Consider the following 16,791-nt stretch of genomic DNA (forward strand, 5'->3'; position numbering starts at 1 on the left):
GTCAGTCCTCGATCAGCGGCCGGGAAACCAGCGTGCCGTAGTTGAAGATGCGCAGATAGCCGAGCGAAAGGACAATGCCGATGACAACCAAGACAAGCGCCATAGCAGCACCGAGGCCGTATTCAAGGTTGCCGGCATAGTTGTTGAGCGCCGTGTGATAGGCGGCGAGCGACCAGACCTCCGTCGCCTTGCCAGGGCCACCGCGCGTCGACAAAAGGATTTCGTTGAAGGAGGCGAGCAGCGAAAGCGTCTGATAGCAGGTGACGAAGAGGATCGGCCAGCGCATTTGCGGCAGGATGATGTAACGGATCTGCTGCCAGCGGCTGGCACCATCGACTTCGCTGGCGAAGAACTGGCTTTTTGGGATCGCCTTCAGTGCTGAAGAAAACACCAGCATGCCCATCGAGGCACCGATGAACCCATTGATCAGCACGACGAACAACCAGGCATTATAGGCATTGTCGAGCATGTAATTCTTCGGCTGATACCCGAATTTGCCCATCAGCACCGAGATGAAGCCCGTATCCCAGGCCAGCCATTTCCACATCAGCACGTAGATGACCACTGGTGTAATGCGCGGCAGAAGCCAGATCGAGCGGAAGATCGTCGCCGGCGCGGACGGCATATAGTGTGTCCAGATCGCGAGCAGCATCGCATAGGTCGTGTTGAAGAGAACGAGCACCAGCGCGACATAGAGAAGCGTGTTGAAGAGCACGCGGGCCATGTCCGGCGAAGAGACGATGCGCGAGAAATTCTCGGTCGTCCAGTTCCAGCCGGTATAGGTCACATCAGCGACGCTATCCTTCTCAACGTCCGTCAGCTTGAAGCCGAGCGTGTCCAGCGCCGAAAACAGTTCTTCCTTGCTGGCAAAGCGGGCATTGACGACCGAGCGGTTGAGCTGCTCCGAAATCTTCTTGACGTCCGGGGTCGAGGGTCGCTGGTCGAGCCCCTTGATCAAGCGCTCCACCTCGCGGCGGGACTGAAAAACCTCGCCCATGTGCTTTGCGCGCAATTCTTTAGCGATGCCCGCGTCGAGCCCCAGCCCTTCGACCGCCGTCAGCCCTGCCGCGTCGATCGTGTAGCGCGGCTGCGACATCTGCTCGGCAATGTCGGGCATGGTCGATTTCAGGTCACTCAGCGAATGCGGTGCGATCTGGTAGGCGCCGCCGGAAATGCCTGTCGCGGTCGTCATGTTCGTCATCGAGAACACGCCGGTGAGCACGACCGGCATGAGAAAGAACAAAAGGATCATGATCGCAGCCGGCGCGATCATCACCAGACCAAGCGTCCTCGATGTTTTCATGGAAGGTCTCCCCGGCGTTTCCGGGCGGCGAACCGCCCGGAAGTCGCGCCGATCTCAGCGAATGACGATCTTGTCGCCGAGCGTGCTCTTCAGCTCGTTCTCGACATCGCCGATGGAGGCATCGACGGTCTTCGCGCCGGTCCAGGCCGCTTCGAGGCCCTTCCACATGATGGTCCAATAGGTGCCAAAATCAGCATTGTTGGGCATCGCGTTGGCAAAAGGCAGCAGACGTTCCGTCGCTTCGCGCGCCCAGCGGTCGGACGAGTAAAGGTCGATTTCGCTTTCGGCTTTCGAGATGCCGAGATGCGCCGATTTCACCGCGTGGAGAACGTTGATGCGCGGCTCGGAAGCGATCTTGACCAGCTGGGCGGCGATTTCCGTTTCGTCCTTCTCGTGACCGGAGGTCAGGAGGTAGACGAGCGGATGCGTCAGGGTGTTCGCCTTGCCGCCTTCGCCGCCAGGGATCAGTGTGAACACGACATTGTCGAAGAAATTCGTCAAGCCTTCCTGGTTGACCAGGCGGGCATAGTGCCATGTGCCGCCATGCCAGATGCCGGCCTTGCCGGTGGCAACTTCCTTCCACCACTGGTCGCCGGGCATGCCGATATGGTTCTTCTTGGTGACGCCATCCTTCACCGCATCGGCGAAGAACTGGTAGGCGCGCGTCATCGCGGCCTTGTCGAAAACGAGCTTCCCGTCTTCTTCCATGGTGCCGCCGAAGCTGGTGTAGAACTGCCAGTAGTCCGGGCCGTTGCTGGTGCGTGGATAGAAGCCGTAACCGGGCTGAACAAGACCCTTGTCCTGCATCTTCTTGGCGTCTTCCAGCACGTTTGCCATCGTGTAGCCGCCGTCCTGAACCTTCTGCGGCAAGGCGTCGAGGTCTGCATCGCTGTAGCCGATCGCCTTCATGTGCGGCTTCCAGAAGAACATCGGCCGGGACTCGGCATCCTGAGGGATACCGTAGACAACGCCGTTGAACGAGGCGATCTCCATCAGGTTTTCATAGACGTCATTAAGCGGCCAGGAATCCAGATCGACATAGTCCTCGATCGGAACGATGAGGCCGGCCTGCGACCAGGGTCCGATATCCTCATGTCCAGTGGCAACGATATTCGGGGCCTTCTTGGCTTCGGCGGCCAGGGTCAGAGCCTGCTTGAAGCTTTCCCAGTCGGAATAGGGCGCTTTTTCAATCGTGATCTTCAGGTCTTCGCCGCGGATGGCCGCTTCGCGCTCGAGTTGTTGGGCAGCGATCTCGATGGCGTCGAGGCGATACGTGTCGTTCGGGCCAGTTCCGCCGGACCAGACACTGATGGTGATATCCTTGGCAAAAGCCAGAACCGTGGTCGAGGCCAGAATGGCAACAGCGACCGTCACGCATTTCAAACTTGGCAGAATGGTCATTTCGTCGTCTCCCGAGAAGAGCAATGTGAGGCCTCCAGACGGGCAGTGCTTGTATGACTACCTTTTCGAAACCCCACGAGAACGTGGCGTGTCCTGCTCTATGGGGCGAACGTAACGACCAAGTGACAAATTTGAGCACGTGTGCAAAAATCTGTTCGTCACCGAATGATTTGAGACAGATCGGCTCTCATCCAAGGGCTCAGAGGCAGGCGAGCCGGTTTTGGGGGATGGCTTCACCAGCCGAGTCGCAAAGCATCGACGAACTGACCCCGCCCACGTGCACATGGTGGCAGTGTCGAACGACACTGGCCAAGCAAAAGCCGCTGGGTGTATCGCAAGCTGCGCACCTTCCGCGCCGGCATCGAGGCGGATATCTCATGCCAAAACCTCAGACACCGCGCTTGTTGCCCCACAGCAGCACGTGCAGTTGCGGCAGCACGCGTGCCTCGAACCACCGGTCCTGCGTCACCTTGTCGACCAGCCAGAGCATCCGGTCCATGATGCCGTCGATGTCGACCCTTGCGTCGTCGTCATCGGGCGGCGGCGGCGTGTGATTGCCTGGCTGTAGATAAACCGGAAGATCGGGATGGCGCGCTGCGGCGGCCCGGGCATAGAGGTAATCGCGATCGTCGAAGACAACCACCTTCAGCGCGATCTGCGGCTTTTCTCCCGCCATACGCAGACAGGTATCGAATGCCTCCCAATCCGTTTCCATGCCGCTTGACGGTGGTTTTGGGCTCAGCACGAGAACATCGAGATCGGCAAACCAATCCTTTGCAACGCTGCCCTGCGTTTCGAGTGCGAAACGATAACCGTCTCGATGTCCGCGCTCGATGAGCGAACCGAGCGGCTGGATCGCCGGGTTGCCCCCGGAGAGAGAAACCGTGAGCGGTCTATTGCCGGAAAGCCGGCTGACTTCCTGCCAGATCTCGTCGGCCGACATCGGACGCCATTGGTCGCGATAATCGCTGTCGACCGCGTGCAGCGTGTCGCACCACGAACAGCGATAGTCGCAGCCGCCGGTCCTGACAAAGACGGTCGGCAGGCCGATCAAGACGCCTTCCCCTTGGATCGTCGGACCGAAGATTTCGCTGACGCGGATCTGCGTCTCGCGGGCGGCAGTCATGGCCGGTATTCCGCCCAGGTCTTCGGCGTTTCGCTGACACGCACGGCCGAGGTTTCCGGCAGGCGCGCCTTGCACCAGTCATAGAAATGTTTCGCCAGACATTCCGACGTGACCCGGTCATGGCCGAGAACGTCGTTCAGATGCCGATGGTCGAAACTGTCATCGATGTAGCGCTTGAGCGGTGCAAGCTCATGATAGTCCCGAACGAAGCCGTTTTCATCGAGTTCGCCCGCCGACAGCTCCACCTCGACGATATAATTATGTCCGTGCAGCCGGGCGCATTGATGATCGGCGGGAAGACGCGTCAGTTGATGCGAGGCGGAGAAATGAAATTCCTTGGTGATGCGGAACATCATTTCACCTCTTCGGCACAGAAGCCGGCAGTAGCGGACAACCAGAAATCGGGATCCTCGTACTCGGTCGGATCGTCGACCCCGGCAAGATGAAAAGCCTCGCGCCGTTCGACGCAGGTTCCGCAACGGCCACAATGGCGCGATCCACCCTTGTAGCATGACCAGGTCTCTTGAAACGGCGTGCCGTTCTTTGCGCCATCGACCACGATGTCTGCTTTGGAGATGGTGACGTAGGGCGCATAGAGCGAAACGCTGGCATAACCATCGAGCGCCTGGTTCTGCATCGCCTGAAACGCATCGATGAAGCCCGGCCGGCAGTCGGGATAGATGAAATGGTCGCCGCCATGCACGGCGACAGCGACCGCGTCGGCTTTCTGTGCGGCGGCAAGACCGAAGGCGATGGCAAGCATGATGGCATTGCGGTTTGGAACGACCGTGGCCTTCATCGTTTCCTCGGCATAGTGGCCGTCCGGAACGTCGATATCGTCGGTCAGCGCCGATCCGGTGAGATGGCTGCCGATATTTCTGATGTCGATGATCTGATGGGCGACGCCAAGCCGCTTGGCGCAGGAGGCGGCGAAGTCCAGTTCCTTGCGATGTCGTTGTCCGTAGTCGAAGGAGAGAAGGCCGATAAGCTGTTGTTCCGCGGCGACCTTGTAGGCAAGCGAAACGGAGTCCAATCCGCCGGAGCAGATGACGATAGTTTTCATAACGTGAGATCCCTTGTTTTGACCGGGTGGGCTGCGACCGGATTTCGGAAGGCTTCTAACGCAAACACATCCCGTTGTGAAGGGTGCGCTGCTGCTGCTGCTGCGTTGTGTGCCATTGTGGGAACAACCGTAGATCAAACACACCATGGCATATCTGCGGGAGATGTAATAAAGTCATTCGCGAATAACGCGAGGCGAGAAGAACATTGTCGCGTCTGATCGGGGGATGACTGGGTATCTGACGGCGACCAAACATACCCGGCTTTTCACACATACAGCCTGCGGGTTTCTCCGTGTTCTCAATGCACATGACAGCTCAATTTCCACGATGAGATTTTTGCCAGTTGGCAAAGGCGATCAGGAGGGTGTTATGCCAGACGAGACCAATAATGACTTCGCGGCCACGGCCGGTATCACCGTGTGGGAGGATGATCCTGCCAGCGGTACGCTGACCACAGCCCCTTTGCCGGACATAACCAAGCCGCCTTTCGTCTATGAGTTCGATGTGGCTGAACCGCCCCGAAGCGATCAAACCGGCACAGCGGAATTCCGGTACTGGAATGCCGCCGAGGTCCTGCGAAGGAGCGTTGATTTCTGGGAGCCGAAACTTGGAAATCGCTGGCAATGCGGCGATATCCTTGGAGTAAACCTCGATAGGTGGGAGGAATTGAACGCCGACTACAATCGAACGTCGCTGAATTTCTACCACAGGACCCTGCCCGACCAGACGGTGGTTTACACCGGAGCAAGCCCCGATACGCTCAGCCACGAGCTGGGACATGCGATCCTGGACACGATGAAACCGGATCTTTGGGACAGAGGCGTCCCGGAGATCGCGGCCTTTCACGAATCATTCGGCGACATGAATGCCATCCTGTCGGCCTTGCAACTGCCGTCGCTGCGCACCTCCATCGTGGCCGAAACCCAAGGGCGGCTTTACTGCAATTCGCGGCTTACGCGGCTGGCGGAGCAATTCGGAATAACGCTTCATGGCGAGGATGCTCACCTCGCCGATGCCAATTGTCTGCGCAACGCCTGGAACGGCTTCAACTACTGCGACCCGTTCAGCCTTGACCCGGAAGAGCTCACATCGTCTCTTTCCTCCAACCCGCATTCCTTTTCGCGGATCTTTACCGGAGCGTTGTTCGAGGCGCTTTGTACCTTTCTCGATTACCACGCCGCCGACAGCAACGCACCCACGCCGGACGAACTGCTCCATGTCAGCGTGCAGATGCGGGATTTCATCGCCGCGGGCGTCAGCCGATCCACCGCCGTGACGTATTACTTTGCCGAGGTCGCCCGCCGGATGGTTGAGGAAAGCGCGCCGATAGATGCGCAGTGTTCGGCAATCCTGCTGGACATCTTCGTTCGCCGTTTAATTCTTTCCGGCGAAACCGCCGCCGCCATTCGGTCGCGGCAATCGGCATCGGGCATCACCGCCGTCAATCCTGAGGAGCCCTCCCCGCTCTCCGAACTGGTTGCAGTGTCCATTCCGGCGTTGCAGGCCGGTCTTGGCGAGCCGCTGCTTGTCGATGCGGGAGCCCGAACATCATCTTTCATTGCGCGCAGCGCCGGGCCGGACGGCAGATCGCTGGAGCCCGCCAGCCCGGAAGCGGCGGCAGCCGCCTTCGTCTCGGAACTCTTTGCCAATGATCAGATCGACCCCTCGATATACAGCAGCCGGGACACTATTCTCCCCGACAAGCAAGATAGCAGAACCCACATGATCGTTCGGGAGGAGAATGGACTGCGCTTGCGGCGAAGGCTGTTTCATTGCGGAACCTGTGACAGGCGGACATAGACCGTCCAGTGTTCGTCTGACAACCGCAGACGCCTAGGCAGGCGAGTTGTCATCACTGAAACATTCCTATATCCTAATATAGAAGGCGGGACCGTTGGGAACGGGATCGTTGCGGAGGCGAAATTCCGAAACGTACATTGGAAATGGCAAGTCATCGTCCTCTGGACTCATGGCCATCAAGATTTTTTAGTCTGAATATCCGCGGTTCATTGAAGAAAGCATTGCGGAAGAGATGGAGCGACAGCCGGCTTTATTGACCGGATGCTGCACTGGATCTGTGCGCATCTACTGCATTCCAGAAATTTTCAGCTCTGACGAGTGTTCGCGCGGTCAGCGCTGCTGTGCAATTCAGCAACGACAGGAGGACAGCATGACATCCATCAACCAGAACCATGCAAGTCGCGCTTTGCCGCACAAGACATTGCTGGGATTTTTCTTTTTCCTCGCTTTTACGGCTGCGGCCGCTGCGCAGTCAACGACACCGGGGTCGGCAACACTGGAGCCGAAGTGCATGCCCCCCATCTACTCCGTCTCTCCGGTAACGAACCCTGCTCCGGCCGACAGGCAACTGATCATGGACCTCCTTCATCGCTACTTCTGGGCGCTGGACGAAGGGAAACCCCTCGGCCTCGACACTCTGCTTCTTGACGGCGTTATCTACGAGCTGTGCGACGGCAGAGAATTTCAGCTCAAAATTACAAAGAACAAGCAAGATCTGATAGTCTATCTCAAGGAGATCCAAGCCGAAAGAGACAAAGTCGTATACAAAACTAGACACATGGAAAGTAATACGCTTCTCCATTCCGTGGACATCGACACCGTGCAGGGAAAAACGGCCCTATTGGTTACGGTGCAGTTCGCAGCACTCCCCATGCCCGTCCTTGACTATACCGCAACCCTACATACGACGTTCCGCAGGGATGGCAGTCTCTGGAAGTTCTCGAAGATGATGCTCGTTGTCGATGGGGCAGTCGTGAAAGCAAGCGCACGCTGATCGGCCGGACCGACATCGCCCCGTAAAGCTCGGAGATGGCTTTTGAGGAATAGCTGCTTCCTTTTGCTCCCGATGTCGGCGGCGGTGTTGTCGATCGGTTTGAGCTGGCCCCAGCCGGAGCGGACCGGCACGGATACGATCCGGCGGCTGGGCTCACGCACGGCCGCCGAGGCGCTGAGCGCCGGCGGCGGACCGGCATGTTACGGCAACGGCCGCTGCGACAGAGCGACCGGCTGCATCGCTCCGGCCCGTCCGTTCGGACCGCTCCTCGAGGCTTATCCGCAGGACGAGGCGCATCGCCTCCATGTCCGCGACCTGCAAGCCTTCCAGCTCTGCCGGCAAATGGCGCTGTCGGAAGCGTTTCGTAAAAAGACGGATTTTACGCTCGTCAGCGCTGACGGGCCTGCGCCTGAGCAAAGCTCATTTGCGGCACTCGCGCAGCGCTGGAACGGAGATGTCCTCTGGGCTCCGGCATCTGCCAGCAACGATATCATCACCCGGTTCGGCGACGAAGCGCGTGCCGTGTTCGGCCCGATCCCGGATGGCGACTGCACCGGCGGCGACGCGAAGTCCATCCCGCTCGAAGTCGAAGGCAATATCGTCGACCTGAAGCCCAATCCCGGCAAGGTCGGCAAACCGCTTGAATTCGAACATCGCGGCGCAGACGGCAAGATCGTCAAATGGACCGAGAGCATTGCGCAGTGCGACAAGCCATCGCTTGCGGGAAACGCCACCTATTGCGGCATGAATTCGCGGCTGAACCGCATCGTCAAGGGCAGCGTCGAGTGGCTGGTTTTCTGCCGCAAATCCACGCCGCATCTAGGCATCGAACCCGAACCCTACTGGCAGAAATCGAACCCGAAATTCGCGCGGCTCGGGATGATCGGTTTCAACAATCTATCGGGTGAGATCGTATTCTTCGACGGGCGCAAGGACCGGGCCGAATTCGACTGGACACAGGCCTTCGTACCTCCGGGCGGCCGTTCCTATGCGGATCACGAAGGCCGGGCTCAGGCGGAAGCGCTTTACGATCCGACGTTCCAGATCGAATGCTCGGCCTGCCATGACAACAAGAACCCCTATGTCGTCAATCCCCATATCGGGCAGGCACGGGTCGGCTATCGCGCCGGAGCGCAGGGCCGGGAAGCGTCCGCCTTCAGTCTGGGAGATTACCTTCCCAAAACGCCCCGCAACGAGCAAAGGCCGTTCCGGGTTGTCGGTTCAGGCTATACCAGCACATACGTCACCTCGCTTCGGCAGGCCAAGACCGTGCGCGATCCCACGGGAAACTGCACCGAATGCCATACGTTGACGACGCAGATCACGGGGCGGCGCTTCGCATCGGACGCCACCGCGCGCGAGCCGTTCATTGCGGACCCGAGCTGGGCCCAGCTTCTGGAAATGCGGGCGGAGCGGCTGGAGTTGACCTCTGTCAACGCTCACCGGACGGACTGGGCGCTGCGTTCAGGGCCGGGAAAGATCCATCCGTGGATGCTTCCCGCCGAGGGCAACGATCTCTCAGCAGCTGCACCGGAAATCAGTTCCGCCGACTGGCAGAAACTCAGCAATTGCCTGTGGGACGCAGGTGGCACTGAGTGCTATTATCGCCCCCTCTACACCCCTTGTCCTCCGCCTGGCTCACCATTGCAGGGAGACGGTTCCGAACCCGTGAACGTGTCCGTCGCGGAGCTTCCACTGCCTGCAGGCAAGATCGATGCCGATCGCCTGCTCCGCCTGCGCTGGCACTACAACAACAGCTACGGCAATGTTCCGCAAAGAGACGATGTCCGCTTCAATATAGCCGTAAAGACGGTCGCCATCCCGTCATCAGGAAGGGCGCCGCTGGCAAGTGACTACCCAGATCTGGATGAAGCAAAAGGCGAGAATTTCACTGCCATCGACGGCGAAGTTGGCACCTCCGGCAGCGCTTTGCTCATCCGGAATACCTCCTATTTCGGGCACGCAAAGTTTACCGAGCCCACACCCTCGACTGGTTTGCGCCAGTTCAGGATAGACCTGCCGGCGCAATGCGGTAGACGATACCTGGTCCGTCTTCTTCCCAAGAGGCTGTGCTTCGATCAAAGCGACACGGCATATGCGGAAAAAGGGCAGCTCTTGTACGCCGACATGCGGTGCGATTGAATTTCGGTGTCTCTTCATGCCCTGAGAAGCCTATGAACGGCTTCGCTAACGATGGCTTGGCATGTTATCGTTCGCTAAAAGAAACCCGAAAGCAGAGTGATCGAGGGCATATCTGTTCCACTGGGGGTCTCGATGGACGACGTCAGAAAATGGCTGGGTCAACTGAGGCTCGACCACCTCGCCGATATATTCGCGGAATGCCAGATTGACTTCGACAGCCTCCGTCTCCTGTCGGACCAGGATCTGCAGGAAATGCGGATCCCCCTAGGGCCACGCAGGAAAATTCTCGCTGGCATCAAGCTGCTCAAGCAAGAGGATGGCAGCAGATTGCCCCCGACAGCAATCGAGCGCCGTCAGTTGACGATCCTGTTTTGCGATCTAGTCGGTTCAACCGAATATGCGGTTCGGATGGATCCGGAAGACTTCAGCAAATTGACGCGCACCTATCTGGCACGGTGCGCCAGCGCTGTGAAAAGCCACAACGGCATTGCCACAAACTATATCGGCGATGCTCTCCAGGCCCTGTTCGGTTACCCGATAGCGGAGGAGGATGACGCGGAACGGGCGCTTGAACTCGCATTCGACATTCTCAACCTCGTGCCTCGCATACCGGTGCCGGACGGGCCGCCCTTGCAGGTTCGCATCGGAGTGGCCAGCGGCTTGGTCGTTGTCGGAGATTTTCTCGGCGCGCCAGCCGGCGTGTCCACGGTCGCGTTGGGGTCCATTCCCAACCTGGCACAGCGGCTTCAGACACTGGCCGATCCGCAAACGATACTAACGGACCAAAAGACCTACGAGACCGCGGCCGGCGCATTCGTCTTTACCGATCTCGGCCCGCAATCGCTGAAGGGTTTTTCCGATCAGGTGCGGGTTTGGCGGGTCGAAAAACCGCGCGTCCTCGAGAACCGGTTTGCAAAGCGGACACGCTTGACCGAACTGGTCGGCCGTCGCGGGGAAATGACCCGTTTGCTCGAACTTTGGCACAGGGTGGCTGCCGACCATCGCGGCGAGACCGTCTTGATCTCCGGCGAACCCGGGATCGGAAAGTCTCGTTTGATATTCGAAGTCCAGCGCCGCATCCCGCGATGCACCAGTTTGACGCTCCAGTGCTCGAGCGCCTATTCCAACACCGCCCTGTTCCCTTTCCTATCGCTTCTCAAGCGCTATGCCGGCATGCACGCCAACGATCCGGCCCACGTAAGCCTGGAAAAACTGGAAGGGGTTCTCGCACTGAGCGATGTTCCCCTGTCCGATTCCATGCCGATATTTGCAGGATTGCTGTCCATCGATCAGACGCGCTACCTGACCTCTGAGCTGACATCCACACGGCAGCGGGATGTTTCACACAGAATCCTGATCGACTGGCTACATTCTGTCACGCGGATCAATCCGGTCCTGTTTTCCATCGAGGACGAACAATGGATCGATCCCTCGTCGGGCGCGGTTCTCGAAACGCTCATCGGGGAAGCGACCTCCTTTCCGATGCTCATCCTGGTCACCACGCGCGAAAAATCACTACGGACACACCCCGAGTCGGGAAACCTGCATGACATAAAGTTGGAGCGGCTGAACGACGCGGAGGCCCAGACGCTGGTTAGCAGCATTACCAAAGGTAAAAACCTGCCCGACGAAACCAGCATCTCGGTTCTAAGCCGGGCTGAAGGTGTGCCGCTCTATGTCGAGGAACTGGCGCGCGCCGCTTTGGAGACGGGGCTTTCCTTCGACCGTGTCGAGCCAGGTTCACAAAGGCCTGCAATCGGAGTTCCCAGTTCGCTGCAATCCTCGCTGCTTTCGCGGCTGGACAAACTCGGTTCCGGCAAGACCATTGCCCAAATTGCCTCCGTGATCGGACGCGAATTCGATGTTAGTACGCTTGCCCACCTTTGCGACCTTTCGGCCACCGCTCTCAAGTCGACGCTAAGGCATCTTACATCGTCCGGACTGATTTCACCGCAATTGGCGACGAGCGGACAATATTACACGTTCACGCACGCACTGTTGCAGGAGGCCGCACACGATACGCTGCTGCACGAAAGATGCCGGGAACTCCACAGGAAAGTCGCAGGCGCCCTCGAAACTATCCATCCCCGGTTGGCGGCGGAGCACCCTGAAGTGCTCGCTCAGCACTTCGCTGCGGCCGAGTTGTTCGAACAAGCGGCCGACTGCTGGCTGACCGCCGGGCTCAATATGGGCAAGACCTGGGCCAAGGTGGAGGCAGCAAACATGTTTGCAAATGGGCTGGCATGCCTTGCCAAGCTGCCCGCTTCAGTCGAGCGCGACCGGAAGGAATTGCAGCTCGAACTGGAACGCGGCGATGTTCTCTACGCCACCTTCGGCTATGTCACGCAGGAAGGCAGCGCCGCCTATCGAAACGTCATGCGGCTCAGCGAAAAGTTGGGGGATACCGAAGCGCCGATCCGCGCTCTTGATGGGCTTTTCGGAACGGCTTTCAACTCCGCTCACTTCTCAGACGCGGAATGGGCGAGCGATCAATTACTCGATATCGGCAGAAGCCGCACCAATCTCAAGGCACTGGTGCTGGGGCTGCAATTCAAGGGCATGAGTCTCTTCGCCCAGGGGCATATCGGGCAGGCCCGCGACTACCTCGAACAATCTCTTCAATACGAGGCGCGATCAGGCGAGATCGGCAGCGATTTCCCGAGCATGGCAATGCTTTATCTCTCGTGGACACTGCAACTGGCCGGCTCCGATGAGGCCGCACTGCAGTTGTATCGCGCCGCCGAGGTCAACGCGCGCCAGCATTCCGCCTATAGGCTCGCAGCTTGCCTCGGCAATGGCTGCATTCTCATGGCCCTTCGTAACGACGTCGGCCCACTTCGGGAGATGATCGACGAATTGATCCCGCTTGCGGAAGAGAATGGATTTCGCATGTGGCTGAATATGGCTTCGTTCTTCCAGGGCTTGAGCATGGTCCGAACGGATGGCGATTTGCGTGGTTTGGAGAAGATGCGCAAGACTTGTGACAATCTCGGCGAGCAAGAAATCGATAAATCCTGCTATCTTGGACTGCTTGCCGACTGCTATCTCGCAACAGGCGATATCGAGAACGCTGCCGCCACACTCAACCAGGCGCTCGATCTGGTCAGCCATACGGGCGAACACTATTTTACCGCCGAGCTGTTGAGGCTCAAGGCTGAAGTGCAGCGGCGCACCAATCCGTCGGCAGACGATATCGAAGGTACGCTGCAGGAGGCCATCGCGTTTGCGCGCAACCAGGGCGCTGCAAACTGGGAGCGCAAGACAATGGCAAGCCTTGCCAAACTGTCCCAGCTTTCAACGTGAGCTTGTCGTCTCGAAATGGCTGCAGGAGCCCGTCAACGGCGTGAGGGGCGGCGCTACATCGACTTGTCCAAACAGATTTCGGTCACTGGGTTCAAGCGCCGGACTGGCGCGCGAACGGCAAGAATTAATGCCGATTCCACAAAAGCGCCCCATGAGGGGGATCAAAAACCACATCGAAGCCATTTTCCTGATGGAGCAGGTGGCCGAAATGGGGATCCAATGGCCAGCTTCGCCCCATCATTTTCTGGTACGCTTAGAATGAGCGCCAAGGCGCGCTATACCTTAGACGCAAGACCATGCTGGAGACTTCGCCGATGCCACATCAAAAGACCGGTAAAAACAACGGAGGGGCAGATATCGACGACGAGCAGTCGTTTCGCAATCAATTGCGAATGATGCAGCGGGCGTTCATCGCATCGCCTGTCCGCAATGTGATTACATGGCTCGCCGTTGGAATCGCCGCCCTCATCGTGGCGACGGCTTTCGGTCAAATTCTGCTCAACAGATGGTACAAGCCGTTCTATGACACTCTGGAGCGGCGCGATCTCTCGGCTTTCCTGCTGGAGCTGATCGTCTTTGCCGAGATTGCCGGCGGGCTTCTGATCCTCAACGTGCTGCAAACCTGGCTCAACCAGTGGATCAGGATCAAGCTGAGGGAAGGCCTGACGCTCGACCTGATCAACGAGTGGATGAGACCTGCGCGCGCCTTTCGTCTCGCCAATGCCGGCGCCATCGGTATCAATCCTGACCAGCGGGTACACGAGGATGCGCGTCATCTCGCCGACCTGACGGCAGGCCTCTCCATCGGCCTGTTTCAGTCGGGCATTCTCCTCGGAAGCTTCGTCGGTGTCTTGTGGTCGCTTTCGGCCGGCTTCATCTTTCATATCGCCGGTTACGACATCAATATTCCGGGCTACATGGTTTGGGCTGCCTTCCTCTATGCCGGCACGGCAGCGACTTTGAGCTGGTTCGTCGGGCGCCCTTTGGTCAAGCTCAACGGCGAACATTACGCTCGCGAAGCGGTCCTGCGCTTCTCGTTGATGCGGGTCAACGAGCATATTGAGGCAGTTTCGCTTTCGGCCGGCGAGGCGAACGAGAAACGCCGGCTCCAGCGCGACCTTTCGTCGGTTCTCGAGATCAGCCACAGTCTGATGCTCGCGCTGACCCGGCTCACATGGGTAACGGCCGGCTATGGCTGGGTCACCGTGATCGCGCCGATCGTCATCGCGGCTCCGGTCTATTTCGCCGGCGACCTCAGTTTCGGTGGATTGATGATGGCCGTTGGCGCCTTCAACCAGGTGCATGTGTCGCTCCGGTGGTTCGTCGACAATATCGACACGATCGCCGATTGGCGGGCGACCTTGCTCAGAGTCGCCGCTTTCCGTTCCGCGATATTGATGACCGACGAGCGTCATGAGAACGACAAACGCATCGATTTTACCAAGGCAGACAACCGGTTGACAATCGATGACCTCGAAATTGCAGTGCCTACCGGATGCACCAGGCTAACAGAGCCGCATGTGGAAATCCGTCCGGGCGATCGTGTTCTCGTCACCGGCGCCCCGGACGTGGAAAAGGCGCCGTTTTTCCGTGCCATCGCAGGCCTGTGGCCTTGGGGAGACGGACGCATCTCGCTTCCCGAAGGAGACGATATGGCCTTCGTGCCCCGAACACCCTATTTCCCGCCGGGCACATTGGAGGAGGTTCTCTCCTATCCGAGAAACCCGGGCAGTTTCCGCAAAACGGAGCTCGCGGCGGTTCTCTCCAAAGTCGGCCTCTCCAAGTTGAGCGACCGCCTCGACCAGGACATGCGGACAAAACTGAAACTCAACGAGCTGGAGCTGCGGCTTCTTGCCATCGCCCGCCTTGGCCTGCACAAGCCGCGCTGGATCATCATAGACGAGGCGCTCGACACGTTGGAAACCGGTGCATACCACACGGTCTTGACCTTCCTGGAGCAGCACCTTGGCAATGCGGCTGTCGTGAATATCGGTCGGATGGAGCCGGGCAATCGCTACTTCACACGCGTGCTGCACCTCCAAAGCGATCCGACTGGCCGATCGTTGCGGCTTCTCCAACCGAAAAGCCTGCGCACACATGACCCTCAGATGGGGTGATGGAGCCCGAGGGGAATTTGATTTAGCCGCGATGGGCCACGAAACAGGCGCTAGGAGATGCATTGATGAGATCAACTTCAAGCGCCGTCATTTCTCAAAAAGAAGATCGACGCAACGATGTCTTGGTCTAAACGCCGAAACACTTGCCGAAAATATTCAGGCCAGCGGGGTTTTCGGCCGTTTCGTCAATGCCGATGCGGAAGCGGATGGAGTGGTGATCGGCAACACCAAGGGTCTTGATGGTCTGATCCAAGACTTTCCGATCCTCGCCCCGAGGGGCCGCAGTCGTCGATCGACCGGGTTTTCAGCTTGGCGTATACGGAACCGCTGAGCTTCCCCCCGTTTGTCGAATACATGCCGCGCCGGTCGCCGATGCCGCCGGGCGACGTCCTGCTGCCAGTCTTGATGTCGTTTTGACCCCAGATCGAATATCGGACGGCCAGTCAGCGGCCTGCCTGATCAATGAACACCGTCTGGAAATCAAATAATCAGTTCATTTTGCATTTACGACAATTGTATATATCAAACTATCTGATATGAATCATCTAAATTGCCTCATTTAGGGTCGCCATGAGCAGAAACTTCCTCGTCATCGAGCCTGAAGAAGGACTGGCAGTTCTCAAGGGCCTCGCCTCCTCCGTACGCGTCCAGCTGCTCAAGCTGCTGCATGAAAAGGGCCCGATGAATGTCAACGACATCGCCAACATCCTGTCGCTACCGCAATCAACGGTCTCCACCAACGTCCAGGTGCTGGAAGATTGCGGATTGATCCGCACTGAAAACCAGAAGGCCAGGAAAGGCAGCCAGAAGATTTGCTACCCCGCCGCTGAGGAAGTGCTGGTCGTCTTCAAGAGCGACTATCGCGAGATGCGAAAGGACACGATCGAGGTGTCCATGCCGATTGGCCTCTACACTGGTTTCGAGGTGACTGCGCCATGCGGTCTCTGCTCTCCCGAGGGTATTATTGGTCTGCTCGATGTACCCAATTCCTTCCTCGATCCAGACCGGATGAAGGCCGGTTTGCTGTGGTTCACCCGTGGCTTCGTCGAATATCAGTTCCCCAACAACGCCAAGCTTTCCAACATCGAAATCCAGGAAATCGAGGTTGTCATGGAACTGAGCTCGGAGGTGCCCGGCACCAGCGCCGACTGGCCTTCCGACATCACCCTGTCGATCAACGGCAAGGATGTCGGCGTGTGGATGTCACCGGGCGACTTCGGTGACAAGCGCGGCGTCTTTACCCCTGCTTGGTGGAAACTCAAGGGCTCGCAGTACGGCAAGCTGAAGAACTGGCGCATCGCCAGGGACGGCACGTATGTCGACGGCGTCAGGATATCCGATGTGACGATCACAGAACTCGATCTCGTCAACCACCATTCGATTCGGCTGCGCATCGGCGTCCACGAGAATGCGGCCCATCCGGGCGGCATCAACATTTTCGGCAAGGGTTTTGGCAACTATGATCAGGACATCGTGTTGCGGCTGAAAACAGCTTGATATCCGACTTTTTGATATTAAAAATAAATGAACAAACACAGCAT

At 58.4% G+C, this 16,791-nt stretch carries 12 protein-coding genes; 6 read left to right on the plus strand and 6 right to left on the minus strand.

Annotated elements, in window-relative coordinates:
* Position 1 precedes the first annotated feature (1 nt).
* The 5 genes from WI754_RS25105 to queC form a co-directional block, all read right to left on the minus strand.
* Positions 2-1,303, minus strand: a complete 1,302-nt coding sequence (locus tag WI754_RS25105) for a sugar ABC transporter permease (RefSeq protein ID WP_341487972.1) — start codon at positions 1,301-1,303, stop codon at positions 2-4.
* Positions 1,304-1,357: 54 nt separating this feature from the next.
* Positions 1,358-2,704 (minus strand): extracellular solute-binding protein, encoded by a 1,347-nt coding sequence (locus WI754_RS25110; RefSeq protein ID WP_341487973.1) that lies wholly within the window; start codon positions 2,702-2,704, stop codon positions 1,358-1,360.
* A gap of 388 nt (positions 2,705-3,092) precedes the next feature.
* A complete protein-coding gene (gene queE / locus WI754_RS25115; RefSeq protein WP_341487974.1) occupies positions 3,093-3,830 on the minus strand; it encodes a 7-carboxy-7-deazaguanine synthase QueE in 738 nt (245 codons plus the stop codon).
* A complete protein-coding gene (queD, locus tag WI754_RS25120; protein ID WP_037130815.1) occupies positions 3,827-4,183 on the minus strand; it encodes a 6-carboxytetrahydropterin synthase QueD in 357 nt (118 codons plus the stop codon). Before queD ends, queE begins: the two co-directional genes overlap by 4 nt.
* Positions 4,183-4,893: a 7-cyano-7-deazaguanine synthase QueC gene (gene queC, locus WI754_RS25125; protein WP_341487975.1), complete on the minus strand. Its 711-nt coding sequence runs from the start codon at positions 4,891-4,893 to the stop codon at positions 4,183-4,185. Before queC ends, queD begins: the two co-directional genes overlap by 1 nt.
* Before the next feature lie 370 nt (positions 4,894-5,263).
* Here queC and WI754_RS25130 point away from each other — a divergent pair, with 370 nt between their 5' ends.
* The 5 genes from WI754_RS25130 to WI754_RS25150 all read left to right on the plus strand — a co-directional run bounded on the left by WI754_RS25130 (position 5,264) and on the right by WI754_RS25150 (position 15,250).
* Positions 5,264-6,694 (plus strand): hypothetical protein, encoded by a 1,431-nt coding sequence (locus tag WI754_RS25130; RefSeq protein ID WP_341487976.1) that lies wholly within the window; start codon positions 5,264-5,266, stop codon positions 6,692-6,694.
* Between the two features lie 370 nt (positions 6,695-7,064).
* Positions 7,065-7,688 (plus strand): nuclear transport factor 2 family protein, encoded by a 624-nt coding sequence (locus WI754_RS25135; RefSeq protein WP_341487977.1) that lies wholly within the window; start codon positions 7,065-7,067, stop codon positions 7,686-7,688.
* 87 nt (positions 7,689-7,775) lie between these two features.
* Positions 7,776-9,830, plus strand: coding sequence for a hypothetical protein (locus WI754_RS25140; RefSeq protein ID WP_349438063.1), 2,055 nt, complete (start codon positions 7,776-7,778; stop codon positions 9,828-9,830).
* Positions 9,831-9,962: 132 nt separating this feature from the next.
* Complete coding sequence (locus WI754_RS25145) at positions 9,963-13,133, plus strand: adenylate/guanylate cyclase domain-containing protein (RefSeq protein ID WP_341487979.1); 3,171 nt, start codon at positions 9,963-9,965, stop codon at positions 13,131-13,133.
* A 314-nt stretch (positions 13,134-13,447) separates the two neighbouring features.
* Positions 13,448-15,250 carry an ABC transporter ATP-binding protein/permease gene (locus tag WI754_RS25150; protein WP_341487980.1) on the plus strand — a complete coding sequence of 601 codons (1,803 nt, stop codon included), beginning with the start codon at positions 13,448-13,450 and terminating at the stop codon, positions 15,248-15,250.
* A 127-nt stretch (positions 15,251-15,377) separates the two neighbouring features.
* Here WI754_RS25150 and WI754_RS25155 read toward each other — a convergent pair whose 3' ends face one another.
* Positions 15,378-15,503, minus strand: a complete 126-nt coding sequence (locus WI754_RS25155; protein ID WP_341486744.1) for a hypothetical protein — start codon at positions 15,501-15,503, stop codon at positions 15,378-15,380.
* 317 nt (positions 15,504-15,820) lie between these two features.
* Between WI754_RS25155 and WI754_RS25160 the strand changes: the two genes are divergently transcribed.
* Positions 15,821-16,747: a helix-turn-helix domain-containing protein gene (locus WI754_RS25160; RefSeq protein ID WP_341486745.1), complete on the plus strand. Its 927-nt coding sequence runs from the start codon at positions 15,821-15,823 to the stop codon at positions 16,745-16,747.
* Positions 16,748-16,791 lie beyond the last annotated feature (44 nt).

The organism is Pararhizobium sp. A13 (assembly GCF_040126305.1).
GTDB lineage: Bacteria > Pseudomonadota > Alphaproteobacteria > Rhizobiales > Rhizobiaceae > Pararhizobium.

Coding starts and splice junctions, on each gene's coding strand:
- WI754_RS25135 (WP_341487977.1), top strand. CDS start 7,065: ATGACATCCATCAACCAGAACCATGCAAGTCGCGCTTTGCCGCACAAG.
- WI754_RS25150 (WP_341487980.1), top strand. CDS start 13,448: ATGCCACATCAAAAGACCGGTAAAAACAACGGAGGGGCAGATATCGAC.
- queC (WP_341487975.1), bottom strand. CDS start 4,893: ATGAAAACTATCGTCATCTGCTCCGGCGGATTGGACTCCGTTTCGCTT.
- queD (WP_037130815.1), bottom strand. CDS start 4,183: ATGTTCCGCATCACCAAGGAATTTCATTTCTCCGCCTCGCATCAACTG.
- WI754_RS25160 (WP_341486745.1), top strand. CDS start 15,821: ATGAGCAGAAACTTCCTCGTCATCGAGCCTGAAGAAGGACTGGCAGTT.
- WI754_RS25105 (WP_341487972.1), bottom strand. CDS start 1,303: ATGAAAACATCGAGGACGCTTGGTCTGGTGATGATCGCGCCGGCTGCG.
- WI754_RS25145 (WP_341487979.1), top strand. CDS start 9,963: ATGGACGACGTCAGAAAATGGCTGGGTCAACTGAGGCTCGACCACCTC.
- WI754_RS25110 (WP_341487973.1), bottom strand. CDS start 2,704: ATGACCATTCTGCCAAGTTTGAAATGCGTGACGGTCGCTGTTGCCATT.
- WI754_RS25130 (WP_341487976.1), top strand. CDS start 5,264: ATGCCAGACGAGACCAATAATGACTTCGCGGCCACGGCCGGTATCACC.
- queE (WP_341487974.1), bottom strand. CDS start 3,830: ATGACTGCCGCCCGCGAGACGCAGATCCGCGTCAGCGAAATCTTCGGT.